The sequence below is a fragment of the Paraburkholderia dinghuensis genome, assembly GCF_003837865.1.
GTDB classification, from domain to species: Bacteria; Pseudomonadota; Gammaproteobacteria; order Burkholderiales; family Burkholderiaceae; genus Paraburkholderia; species Paraburkholderia dinghuensis.
On sequence record NZ_RQIS01000031.1, the window covers coordinates 1 to 12,365 of the forward strand.

Consider the following 12,365-nt stretch of genomic DNA (forward strand, 5'->3'; position numbering starts at 1 on the left):
CAACTCTGCCTCCTGACCTCCATAAAGTCAGCTCAGAGTACGCAATCGCTCCCTAAAGCTCCACGGTTTCCTGCGATGAACCAAAAAAAAACCGCCCCGAGGGGCGGTTTTTTGTGCGGTACTGCGCGTGCTTACTTGGCGTTCGCGAGCGCGACAGCCGTGTCCAGCATGCGGTTCGAGAAGCCCCACTCGTTGTCGTACCAGCTCGACACCTTGACGAGACGGCCCGAGACCTTCGTCAGCGTGGCGTCGAACGTCGACGAAGCCGGGTTGTGGTTGAAGTCGATCGAAACCAGCGGCGCGTCGTTGTAGCCGAGGATGCCCTTGAGCGGGCCTTGCTGCGACGCTTCCTTCATGATCGCGTTGACTTCTTCGACGGTCGTGTCACGGCTGGCGATGAACGAGAGGTCGACAACCGACACGTTGATGGTCGGGACGCGCATCGCGTAACCGTCGAGCTTGCCGTTCAGTTCCGGCAGCACGAGGCCGACGGCCGCGGCAGCGCCGGTCTTCGTCGGGATCTGGCTCATCGTGGCCGAGCGCGCGCGGCGCAGGTCTTCGTGATACACGTCGGTCAGGACCTGGTCATTCGTGTACGCGTGGATCGTGGTCATAAGACCCGTTTCCAGACCGATCTTGTCGTTCAGCGGCTTGACGAGCGGTGCCAGGCAGTTCGTCGTGCACGATGCGTTCGAAATGACCGTGTGCTCGGCCTTCAGCACGTTGTGGTTCACGCCGTAGACGATCGTCGCGTCGACGTCCTTGCCGCCCGGCGCCGAGATGATGACCTTCTTCGCGCCACCCTTCAGGTGCGCGCTCGCCTTTTCCTTGGTCGTGAAAAAGCCGGTGCATTCGAACACGACGTCGACGCCCAGTTCGCCCCACGGCAGCTCGGCCGGGTTGCGGTTCGCCAGCACGCGGATACGGTCGCCGTTGACGACGAGATAGTCGCCGTCCACCGAGACTTCGCCCGGGAACTTGCCGTGAGCCGTGTCGTATTGCGTCAGATGTGCGTTGGTCTTCGCATCACCCAGGTCGTTGATCGCAACGATCTGGATGTCGTGCTTCTTGCCGTTCTCGTAGAACGCGCGCAGCGTATTACGGCCGATGCGGCCGTAGCCGTTAATGGCGACGCGAATGGTCATGATTTATCTCCTGGTGGCTGAAAAGATCTTGTACCGATACCGTCTGCGCTGGGGCATGTCACGCTGCGCACACGGCAACGGGTTCGCGCGCGGCGAACCCGTTGAGCATGCTTAGTTGTCGAACGCGGCCTTCACCGTCGCGACGACGTGCTCGACCGTGAAGCCGAAGTGCTTGAACAGCACGCCGGCCGGCGCCGATTCGCCGAACGTGTCGATGCCGACCACGCCGCCTTCAAGGCCGACGTACTTGCGCCAGAAGTCGGTCACGCCCGCTTCGATCGCAACACGGCGCACGCCCTTCGGCAGCACGCGTTCGCGATAGTCGGCGTCCTGCTTGTCGAACACGTTGGTCGACGGCATCGACACCACGCGAGCGCCAATACCCTCGCGCTGCAGCGGCTCGACGGCCTTGAGCGCCAGTTCGACTTCCGAGCCCGTCGCGATCAGGATGATCTTGCGGCCGGGGATGTCGTCGTTCCAGTCGCGCAGCACGTAGCCGCCCTTCGCGATGTTCGCGATCTGCGCATCGGTGCGCTCGCTGTACGCCAGATTCTGGCGGCTGAACACGAGGGTCGACGGGCCGTGATGCTCGATCGACTGGGTCCAGGCCACCGCCGTTTCGACGGTGTCGGCCGGACGCCAGAGCGTCATGTTCGGGATCAGGCGCAGGCTCGCGACGTGTTCGATCGACTGGTGCGTGGGGCCGTCTTCGCCGAGGCCGATCGAGTCGTGCGTGTACACGAAGATCGACGGGCACTTCATCAGCGCGGCCACGCGCAGCGCATTGCGGGCGTAGTCCGAGAACGTGAGGAACGTGCCGCCGAACGCCTTGTAGCCGCCGTGCAGCGTGATGCCGTTGAGCGCAGCGCTCATGCCGAACTCGCGCACGCCGTAGTTGACGTGGTTGCCCCACTGGATGCCGTGCTCGCCCGCGCGGACGGGCTTCGAAGCCTTCCAGTTGGTGAGGTTCGAACCGGTCAGGTCAGCCGAGCCGCCGAGCAGTTCGGGCAGCACGGCAGCGAGACCTTCGATGGCCTGCTGCGAAGCCTTGCGGGTCGCGACGGTTTCCTTGCGCGCGTCGGCCCCGGCGATGATTTCAGCGGCCTTCTGCGCCCAGTCGGCGGGCAGCTTGCCAGCCATGCGGCGTTCGAACTCGGCCGCCTCGGCCGGATACTTCGACTTGTATGCCGCGAACGACGTGTTCCAGTCCGCTTCGAACTTCGCACCTGCAGCTTTGGCGCTCCAGTCTGCGTAGACTTCCTGCGGCACCACGAACGGCTCCCACTTCCAGTCCGACGCAGCGCGCCACTTCGCGATTTCGTCCGCGCCGAGCGCCGCGCCGTGCACGTCGTGGCCGCCCTGCTTCGTGGGCGCGCCCTTGCCGATGATGGTCTTGCAGCAGATCAGCGTCGGCTTGTCCGAGGTTTTCGCCTTCTGGATAGCGGCGTCGACAGCATCGACGTCATGGCCGTCGACGTGCGGGACCACATTCCAGCCGTACGCTTCGAAGCGCTTGGGTGTGTCGTCGTGGAACCAGTTCACGACATCGCCGTCGATCGAGATGCCGTTGTCGTCGTAGAGCGCGATCAGCTTGTTCAGCTTGAGCGTGCCCGCCAGCGAGCACGCTTCGTGCGAGATGCCTTCCATCAGGCAGCCGTCGCCGAGGAACACGTACGTGTGGTGATCGACGATCTTCGCGTCGGCCTTGTTGAACTCGGCGGCGAGAAGCGCTTCGGCGAGCGCCATGCCAACCGCGTTCGCCAGACCCTGGCCGAGCGGGCCCGTGGTCGTCTCGACACCCGGCGTGATGCCGAATTCGGGGTGGCCCGGCGTCTTCGAGTGCAGTTGACGGAAGTTCTTCAGCTCTCCGATCGGCAGGTCGTAGCCGGTCAGATGCAGCAGCGAGTACAGCAGCATCGAGCCATGGCCGTTCGACAGCACGAAACGATCGCGGTCGCTCCAGTGCGGATTCGACGGGTTGTGGCGCAGATGGCGCGACCACAGCGCGACGGCGATCTCGGCCATGCCCATCGGCATGCCGGGGTGGCCGGAGTTCGCTTGCTGGACGGCGTCCATGGACAGTGCGCGGATCGCGTTGGCCATCAGCTTGATGGTAGCGGGGGAGGCGGAGGACGGGGTCGTCATGTCGAGTCCGGGGAACGAGGGCAAATAGCGGCGTGCGCGACGCTCGCGCACCACAGCGCGGGGATCCGGAAGGTCGGCCAACAACTGCTCCAGCGCACGAGGCGTGCGCCGGGAGACGCGAGAGGCCAAAGCAAACGGAAGTGGCTGCAAAGCGTAACATTTTAGCAGATCGTGCGGACAATCCCTGGCTGACAGACGGAGGGCCAACGCGTTTTCGGGACACCGAAGCCGCATGGCGGGACCGAAGCGTCATGGCCCGGCCACCGTCGCGCGACGCGTCACGCGGTCCCCGCCCGGCGGAGTCAGCCGGTACGCGGATGCGGCACCACATCGCGGATTTCGACTGCGCGAGACCATCGTGTATGAGCCCCAAAAATATGCGGCCTTACGCGCGCTGCGCACCCCATTTTTCCGCGTGTAAACCCCGAAACGACGCGGCCCAACCCCCGTGGACATCCCCGTATAATGCGGCCGTTGCCTATTTTTCAGACAGCGCCGCCGCGCAATCCGGCCGCGCCCGAATCCGTGTGAACACCTCGCTGCTTTTCCACCCCGCCGCCGACGCCGTATACGGCTTCCCCGGTGCGCACCGCCTTGCCTGTGTCGATTCGGCATGGCAGCGCATTGAGGTCTGGAACACGCCGCAGCTTGGTTGCCTGTTCACGCTCGACGGCCGTCCGATGACATCCGCCGGCGACGAATTCATCTACCACGAGTGCATGACGCACCCGGCCGCGCTCACGCACCCGGCCCCGCGCGCGGCACTTGTGCTGGGCGGCGGCGATGGGGGGGCGGCGCGCCAGCTGCTTGGACATCGCGGCATCGAACGCATTGTCGTCGCCGAGTTAGACCCCGACGTCGTGCGGCTGACCGGCGAGTACCTGCCGCAGGTGCGAGGTGCGGCATTCGACGATCCGCGCGTGGAACTGGTGATCGGCGACGCCGCGGCGTTCGTCGCACGGGCGCAGGAACGCTTCGACCTCGTCGTATTCGATCTGACCCCGCCTGATTCACCCGCAGCAGGCCTCTACACGCCAGCCTTCTATGCCGGACTCAAGCGCGTCATGACCGACGATGCGCTGATCTCGTTGCATCTCGGCTCGCCGTGGCACCACGCGTCGCGCATCGGTGCGTTGCTGGAAGGCCTGCGCGCCTCGTTTGCCGTGGTGCGACCGCTTGCCGCCTACGTACCGCTCTACGGATCGTTATGGTTGATGGCCATCGCGAGCGACGGGCTAGACCCCGTTACCACCGATGCGGCCACGCTGCGCGCGAGACTCGACGAACGCGGGATTGGAGGGTTGCGCCTTTACGACGCCGATCTGCACGCAGCGCTCTTCGCAACGGCACTGTCGGTACGCGATATACCGGGTCGATTCGTGGACCCGTAGCGAGCACAACATTGCACCGCGTTGCATGATTGTCTGTTGAGCGGATTTTTCTGCATTGGCCGCCTCATCCCACTCTCAAAACTGTGAACACTGGAGAGACCCGATGGCCCCATCCCGCCCCGCGGGTGTGCCGTGGCTCACGCCCTATCTGACGGTACGCGACGCTCGCGCCACGATGGCCTTTTTCGAGGCAGCGTTCGGATTTGTCATGCGCGATTGCGTGGAAGACGATGGGGCGGTAATGCACGTAGAGATGACTTATCACGACCAGTTGATCGTGATGTTTGCGCCGGAAGGTGCGTTTGGCTCGACGGCACACACGCCGAAGAGCGCGGGGACGACGGCCCCGCAGTCCTTTTACCTTTATGTCGACAATGTCGATTCGGTTTATGCGCGGGCGCTCGAAGCCGGCGCGAAATCGCTGAGCGAGCCACAAGACCAGTTCTGGGGAGACCGTTTCGCGCAGGTCGAAGACCTCGACGGCTACCGCTGGGCGCTTGCTCGCAACCTGTAATGAAGCAATGAAAACCTGTCTTATGCCCCGCTTTTTTGTCGGTAATCCTCTACAACCCGGCGATGTCGTCCCACTGCCCGACCAGGTCACGCGACACGTCCAGGTACTGCGCCTGCAGCCCGGCGACACAATCGTGCTCTTCAACGGCACCGGCGGCGAATACAGCGCCGAAATCGTCGAAATGGAACGCCGCGACACGACGGTACGGATCGATTCGTTCCGCGACGTCGAAGCCGAGCCGCCATACCGGCTCACGCTCGCGCAGGGCATTGCCGGCAGCGACAAGATGGACTGGCTGATCGAAAAGGCTGTCGAGCTGGGCGCGACAAACTTCGTGCCGCTCACCACGTCGCGTAGCGTCGTGCGCCTTTCGGGCGAGCGGGCGCAGCGGCGCCAGACACACTGGCAGCGCATCGTTCAATCGGCGTGCGAACAATGCGGGCGCAACCGGCTGCCGGACGTCGCGTCGTCGCGCGAGATCGGCACCTGGCTCGGCGCCATGCCGAAAACGCCCGCGGAAGGTGATCTGCGCGTGATCCTTTCGCCGCGCGCGAACGCCTCGTTCGCGACGCTGCCGGGCGATCCGCCCAAAGGCGAAGTGACCGTGCTGGTGGGGCCGGAAGGCGGATTTTCCTCGGCGGAAGAAGCGGCCGCCGAAAGCCACGGCTTCATTCCAGTGGGACTCGGACCGCGCGTCCTGCGGACCGAAACGGCCGGCATTGCGGTCCTTGCAGCACTGGCTGCGCGCTGGCGCGGTTGGTAAAAATGACAAGGCCCGCCTAAAGGCGGGCCTGAGCGGATCTGTCGCATGAAAACGACTGTTCCGACGGACTACTGAGGACGCAAGTCAGGCGAACGAATAAAAGACGCGGAACGGTACTTTGCGCTCGGCCCAGTATTCGGAGGCTTCGCGGAACACGTCGAGCAGCGTCTCGCGCCCGTCCTTGTCGAACTTCTGTGCGATCGGCAAGCCGTCCAGGACGACCACGAAGCCCGGCTGCTCGCCCGCTTTCTGCACGAGATCGGTGAGGCAGTCGTACAACCCGTCGTAGTTCTTGCCAAAATGCTTCGGAAACAGGAACGATAGCGCGATGGTTTCGAGCACTTCCTGCTTGCTTTTGGCGTTCGCGCAGAAGGCGTAAAGGAAATGCTGCTGTAGACGCTGCGCCTCGTCATGGAGATCCTGCACGCGAAACGCGCGGATCGACTGGACGATGTTCGGCCGGACAGTCGCGAACAGGCTCATGCCCCCCTCGTTTTCTGAAAGCGCGCCGCCTTCGCCGCGCGCGGCTTCACTCTGCTCGCCGTGCTTCATCTGCATGACTCGCTGGAACAGATTGCCCTCTCCGGACGCGAACGGATCGCTCGCGACCCGCGGGTCGTGCGCGTAGATGTTATCGCTCATGCCGCTCTTCCCGGTGTCATTCAACAATTCGCTTAAAACTGGCGTAATGGTCGTCGGAGTAGTAACAGTCGTCGGTCTGTCGCAGTGGCCCGCCGCAGACGATGCGCCGCGCGCCGCGATTGCGCGCGCGAGGCGTCGGTACCGTGTACTCGTGGTAGTAGCCGCGCCGGTGGTATGGCAGCGCCCGCTCGAAATTGCCGAACACGGCACCATCCTTTTCAAACGGGTAAGGACCGCCTGTCGCAATGAGGCCAAGCGTATTGACCGCTTCGGTCGGCAACTGGCCGACCGCTATCGTGCCGATGTTTGCCGGGACATCGTCGGAAGGGGTGCTTCGCGCCTGAGCGGACCCAAGGCCGCCCGTCGCAAACGTTGCCGCAACAACCAGTGCCGCGACCGTCGCCGCCCGGCGAATGCTGCCAAAACAAAGGTTCAGGGTAGCGGGTGCTCCCGCTGCTTTGCGTTCCTGCCCTGGTTTTTGCCCGGCTTTTTGCCCTGACCCCAGTCCGGTTCTCAGCCCGGATTCCAGTTCAGGTTCGAGCGCAGGTTCCAGGACTTGCAGCCCCATGCGTGCCATCTACCAGATTCCCGCTAATCGGTTGCTGCGTTCGACGACCGTGAAAACTGTAAGGGTATCGCTAAAGCCCCCTGGAAGCAATGTTCGCCAGGCTGGGGCACAGGCTCATTGATCGCGCACAAGCCACAAAGCGGTAAATATTACAACCGCTTCGCCCCACGCCAGACGGGACGATATCGATCCTGGTGGGTTGGCATGCGGTCGCACGGGGACACGCGGTTGGTGCCGGGCGAATGGCCACTGCAAGTTGACGGCGGCGCACCCGTGGCAAGGCAACCACCTCATCAGATGACAGTTCGAGTTGCAGACCGGCGCACCTGTTGCGGGTGCGCCGGTCTCCGGGGGGCGCGATTGCTGACCTCGGCGCCGCTTATTAACGCGATGCGTTCACATCCGCGACGAGCAACGCAGCCATGTTGACAATACGGCGCACCGTAGCCGAAGCCGTCAGTACATGCACCGGCTTCGCCGCGCCGAGCAGGATCGGGCCGATCGCGATGTTGTTGCCCGCCGCGGTCTTGAGCAGGTTGTACGAGATATTCGCCGCGTCGATGTTCGGCATGATGAGCAGGTTCGCTTCGCCCTCCAGCGTCGAATCGGGCAGGATCTCGCGGCGCAGGGTCGCGTCGAGCGCGACATCGCCGTGCATTTCGCCGTCCACCTGCAGGTCGGGCGCGCGTTCCTTCAGGATTTCGAGCAGATCGCGCATCTTCTGCGCCGACGGCGCGAGGCTCGAACCGAAATTCGAGTGCGAGCAAAGCGCGATCTTCGGCTCGATGCCGAAGCGGCGCACTTCCTCGGCGGCCATGATCGTGATCTCGGCGAGTTGCGCGGGCGTCGGATCGATGTTGACGTGCGTATCGACGATAAAGATCTGGCGGTTCGGCAGCACCAACCCGTTCATCGCCGCGTAGACGCTGCAGCCTTCCTTCTTCCCGATCACCTGATCGATGAAGTGGAGATGGCGATGCGTCGTGCTGATCGTGCCGCAGATCATGCCGTCGGCCTCGCCCTTCTTCACGAGCATCGAGCCGATCAGCGTGGTGCGCCGGCGCATTTCGAGCTTCGCCATCTGCGGCGTGATGCCCTTGCGCGCCATCAGCTTCGCGTAGGTCTGCCAGAAGTCCCAGTAGCGCTCGTCGTGGTCGGTATTGACGACCGTGTAATCCTGCCCCGCGACGAGACGCAAGCCGAAGCGCGCCATGCGCTGCTCGATCACGTTCGGACGGCCGATCAGGATGGGCTTCGCGAGCTTTTCGTCGACGACGATCTGCACGGCGCGCAGGATTCGCTCCTCTTCGCCCTCGGCGAATACGATGCGCTTCTTCTCGGGCTCGACCGAGCGCGCGATCTGGAAGATCGGCTTCATGGTCGTGCCGCTGTGATACACGAAATGCTGCAGGTGCTGTTCGTAGGCGTCCATGTCCTCGATCGGACGCGTCGCGACTCCCGAATCCATCGCCGCCTTCGCAACGGCCGGTGCGATCTTGACGATCAGACGCGGATCGAAGGGTTTTGGAATCAGGTACTCCGGGCCGAACTGCAGGTCCTGGATGCCGTAAGCGGTGGCGACGACGTCGCTCTGCTCCTGGCGCGCGAGTTCGGCAATGGCGTTCACCGCCGCGATTTCCATTTCCCGAGTCACCGTCGTCGCGCCTACGTCGAGCGCGCCGCGGAAGATGAACGGGAAGCACAGCACGTTGTTCACCTGATTCGGATAATCGGTGCGACCGGTGGCGAGCACCGCGTCCGGGCGCACTTCGAGCGCGAGTTCGGGCAGGATTTCGGGCGTCGGATTCGCAAGCGCGAGGATCAGCGGCTTTGCGGCCATCTGCTTGACCATTTCAGGCTTGAGCACACCGCCCGCCGAGAGGCCGAGAAAAATGTCCGCGCCTTCGATCACTTCGGCGAGCGTGCGCGCATCCGTTTCGCGCGCGAAGCGCTCCTTGTCCGGATCCATCAATTCCGTGCGGCCCTTGTAGACCACCCCCGCGAGGTCGGTGACAACAATGTTCCCGAGCGACAGACCCAGATCGACGAGCAGGTCGAGGCAGGCGAGCGCCGCGGCGCCCGCGCCCGAAGCCACGAGCTTCACTTCCTTGATGTTCTTGCCGACGACCTTCAGCCCGTTCGTGACCGCCGCGGCTACGACGATGGCGGTGCAGTGCTGGTCATCGTGGAAGACCGGAATCTTCATGCGCTTGCGGCACTCGCGCTCGACGATGAAGCAGTCCGGCGCCTTGATGTCTTCGAGATTGATGCCGCCGAACGTGGGTTCAAGCGCCGCGATCACCTCGACGAGCTTGTGTGGGTCCGATTCGTTGAGTTCGATGTCGAACACGTCGATGCCCGCGAACTTCTTGAAGAGCGCCGCCTTGCCTTCCATGACCGGCTTCGAGGCAAGCGGCCCGATGTTGCCGAGGCCGAGCACCGCCGTACCGTTCGTCACGACACCGACGAGATTGCTGCGCGCCGTGAAGCGCGCGGCGTTCAGCGGATCCTCGACGATCGCCTCGCACGCGAATGCCACGCCTGGCGAGTAGGCGAGCGAGAGGTCGCGCTGGTTGATCATCTGCTTGGTCGGTGCGATCGCAATCTTCCCGGGGGTGGGAAACTCGTGATAATCGAGTGCGGCTTCGCGGAGCTTGTTCGTGCTGGAATCAGGCATGGCGGGCATATGTCGAGGGCAGATTAGAATGGCGAGTCGAACCCATTGTAGTCCCATTCCTCTGCCCTATTCCTAACGGTTTGGGCACGGCTGCCGCGACAGGAATGGGTGAAACGTCACACCAGCGCAGGCACTCCACGACGCCCGTATTTCATTTGCCATAGTCCTTTCGACATGCTCTCCGAGTTTTCCCTGATCGACCGTTTTTTCGCCAGCCGCGCCCGCGCGAACACGCGCCGCGCGGCGCTCGGCATCGGCGACGACTGCGCGCTGATTGCACCACCCGTCGGTGAAATGCTGGCCATTTCGACGGACATGCTCGTGGAGGGCCGCCACTTTTTGCCCGACGTCGATCCGAATGCGCTCGGCCACAAAACGCTCGCCGTGAACCTCTCCGACCTCGCGGCAATGGGCGCTGCGCCGCTCGGCTTCACCCTTGCGTTTTCATTGCCGAAGCCGCGCGAGGACTGGCTCGCGGCGTTCAGCGCGGGCCTCTTCGAACTCGCCGACCGCTTCGGCTGCGAGCTGATCGGCGGCGACACGACGGCGGGGCCGCTCAATCTCTGTGTGACGGTGTTCGGGTCGGTGCCGCAGGACGCCGCGCTCCGGCGCGATGCCGCGCAGCCCGGAGACGACATCTGGGTGTCCGGCACGCCCGGCGACGCACGTGCGGGACTTGGCGTGCTGCGGGGCGAGTGGCAGACCCACGTGGCCGACGCCGCCGTGTTCCGCCGCGCGCTCGAGCGGCCCGAGCCGCGCATTGCGCTCGGTCTTGCGCTGCGCGGCGTGGCACGCGCGGCGCTCGACGTCTCGGACGGACTCGCCGGCGATCTGTTGCACATCCTCGAGCGCTCGAACGTGGGCGCGCGCATCGACGTCGATGCGCTACCGCGCTCGGCGGCGCTCGCGCGCCTGCCGTTGGCCGTGCAGCGCCAGTGCTCGCTCGCGGGCGGCGACGACTACGAACTGTGCTTCACTGCGACGCCCGGCGCGCGCGACGCCGTCGAGGCGGCCGCACAACATGCGGGCGTGCCCGTTACGCGCATCGGTACAATAACTTCCCTCGACCCGGCCGATCCGGCGCGCGCGAAGCCGGGCATCGCGTGGCATGACGGAACCGGTGCGCCGCTCAACCTGACGTTGCAAGGCTTCGATCATTTCCATGCAGACTGACCCCACGCCGACGCCTGCCGACGACCTGTCCGCGCCCGGGCACCCGGCTGCCGCGGCCGCTTCGGGTGCTACCGGTACTACCGGTGCATCGACGCTGCACGCTTCCACCGCGGGCCCGCGCCGCGTCGACGCCCCGTTCATGCTGACGCATCCGTTCCACCTCATCTCGCTCGGCTTTGGCTCGGGACTGTCGCGCATCGCGCCAGGCACCGCCGGCACACTGTTCGCGTGGGCGTCGTTCGAAGTGCTGAACCGCTACCTGACCGTGCCTGGCTGGGGTTTGTTGATCGTCGTGGGCTACTTCGCCGGCATCGCCATCACCTCCTTCACGGCGAAAAAGCTGCGCGCCGACGACCCGTCCGCGATCGTCTGGGACGAAATCGTCGCGTTCTGGCTCGTCCTGCTGATGGTCACGCCCGTCGATTTCACCGGGAAGCTCGGGGCTTTCATCGTGTTCCGTTTCTTCGACATCGTGAAACCGCCGCCCATCCGCCATCTCGACCGCCGCTTCAAGGGCGGCTTCGGCATCATGCTCGACGACCTCGTCGCCGCATTTTTCACGCTGCTCGTGATCGCGCTCTGGCGCATGTCGGTCTGAACCCTGAAACCCGCCGCGCACCTACGCCCAACGGACTTCCCGCCATGCCTACCGATTCCGTCGTCCACCAACTCGCCATCCGCGTCGGAAACAAGCTGCGCGACGGGCGTCTGATGCTCGCCACCGCCGAATCCTGCACTGGCGGCATGGTCGCCACCGCCATCACCGACATCTCCGGCAGCAGCGGCTGGTTCGAACGCGGCTTCGTCACCTATTCGAATCTCGCGAAAAGCGAAATGATCGGCGTGCCGCCCGAGATGATCGAAAAATTCGGTGCCGTCAGCGAACCGGTCGCCCGCGAGATGGCCGAAGGCGCACTGCGCAACAGCCGGGCACAGGTTTCGCTGTCGATCACGGGCGTGGCAGGGCCTGGCGGTGGATCGCCCGAAAAGCCGGTCGGGATGGTGTCGTTCGGCTGGAGTAACCGGCTGCACACGACGGTCGAAACGCTGGTGTTCAAGGGCGACCGCGAACAGATCCGTGTGCAGGCCGCCGTGCACGCGCTGCGCGGGCTGCTCGCCTTGCTCGACGAACAGGAACACTGACCCGGCACGGTATGCCGGGATGTTGCTCTGCATGGGGCTGGAGTGAGCGCTGAAGTGCTAGCTTCGGGCCGACTGCTTTGCATGGGGCCGGGGTAAGCGCTAAAGCGCTAACTGCAGGCCGACTGCTCTGCATGAGGCCGGCGTAAGCGCTAAAGCGCTAACTCCAGGCCGACTGCTCTGCATGAGGCCGGCGTAAGCGCTAAA

At 64.4% G+C, this 12,365-nt stretch carries 11 protein-coding genes; 6 read left to right on the top strand and 5 right to left on the bottom strand.

The window, feature by feature from the left end:
* Positions 1-131: 131 nt before the first annotated feature.
* Positions 132-1,145: a type I glyceraldehyde-3-phosphate dehydrogenase gene (gene gap, locus D1Y85_RS25750; RefSeq protein ID WP_124153901.1), complete on the bottom strand. Its 1,014-nt coding sequence runs from the start codon at positions 1,143-1,145 to the stop codon at positions 132-134.
* A gap of 111 nt (positions 1,146-1,256) precedes the next feature.
* A complete protein-coding gene (tkt, locus tag D1Y85_RS25755) occupies positions 1,257-3,290 on the bottom strand; it encodes a transketolase (protein ID WP_124153929.1) in 2,034 nt (677 codons plus the stop codon).
* A gap of 527 nt (positions 3,291-3,817) precedes the next feature.
* On the opposite strand from tkt, the gene speE reads away from it, so the two are divergent.
* The 3 genes from speE (at position 3,818) to D1Y85_RS25770 (ending at position 5,958) form a co-directional block, all read left to right on the top strand.
* Positions 3,818-4,681 (top strand): polyamine aminopropyltransferase, encoded by an 864-nt coding sequence (speE, locus tag D1Y85_RS25760; RefSeq protein WP_185219130.1) that lies wholly within the window; start codon positions 3,818-3,820, stop codon positions 4,679-4,681.
* A gap of 103 nt (positions 4,682-4,784) precedes the next feature.
* Positions 4,785-5,195, top strand: coding sequence for a VOC family protein (locus tag D1Y85_RS25765; protein ID WP_124153902.1), 411 nt, complete (start codon positions 4,785-4,787; stop codon positions 5,193-5,195).
* A 22-nt stretch (positions 5,196-5,217) separates the two neighbouring features.
* Entirely contained in the window at positions 5,218-5,958 is a 741-nt protein-coding gene (locus D1Y85_RS25770) for a 16S rRNA (uracil(1498)-N(3))-methyltransferase (protein ID WP_124153903.1), read from the top strand.
* An 84-nt stretch (positions 5,959-6,042) separates the two neighbouring features.
* Here D1Y85_RS25770 and D1Y85_RS25775 read toward each other — a convergent pair whose 3' ends face one another.
* From D1Y85_RS25775 to D1Y85_RS25785, 3 genes are all read right to left on the bottom strand, one after another.
* The gene (locus D1Y85_RS25775; protein ID WP_124153904.1) at positions 6,043-6,600 is read right to left on the bottom strand and encodes a barstar family protein; all 558 of its coding nucleotides are present in this window, start codon (positions 6,598-6,600) and stop codon (positions 6,043-6,045) included.
* Between the two features lie 16 nt (positions 6,601-6,616).
* Entirely contained in the window at positions 6,617-6,988 is a 372-nt protein-coding gene (locus D1Y85_RS25780) for a ribonuclease (protein ID WP_342773487.1), read from the bottom strand.
* A 562-nt stretch (positions 6,989-7,550) separates the two neighbouring features.
* Positions 7,551-9,845, bottom strand: a complete 2,295-nt coding sequence (locus D1Y85_RS25785) for an NADP-dependent malic enzyme (RefSeq protein ID WP_124153905.1) — start codon at positions 9,843-9,845, stop codon at positions 7,551-7,553.
* Between the two features lie 174 nt (positions 9,846-10,019).
* On the opposite strand from D1Y85_RS25785, the gene thiL reads away from it, so the two are divergent.
* The 3 genes from thiL to D1Y85_RS25800 are packed head-to-tail and all read left to right on the top strand — an operon-like array spanning position 10,020 to position 12,161.
* Complete coding sequence (thiL, locus tag D1Y85_RS25790; RefSeq protein WP_124153906.1) at positions 10,020-11,018, top strand: thiamine-phosphate kinase; 999 nt, start codon at positions 10,020-10,022, stop codon at positions 11,016-11,018.
* Positions 11,008-11,616 carry a phosphatidylglycerophosphatase A family protein gene (locus tag D1Y85_RS25795; RefSeq protein WP_124153907.1) on the top strand — a complete coding sequence of 203 codons (609 nt, stop codon included), beginning with the start codon at positions 11,008-11,010 and terminating at the stop codon, positions 11,614-11,616. The genes thiL and D1Y85_RS25795 overlap by 11 nt, the downstream gene beginning before the upstream one ends.
* A 44-nt stretch (positions 11,617-11,660) precedes the next feature.
* A complete protein-coding gene (locus D1Y85_RS25800; protein ID WP_124153908.1) occupies positions 11,661-12,161 on the top strand; it encodes a CinA family protein in 501 nt (166 codons plus the stop codon).
* Positions 12,162-12,365: the final 204 nt, after the last annotated feature.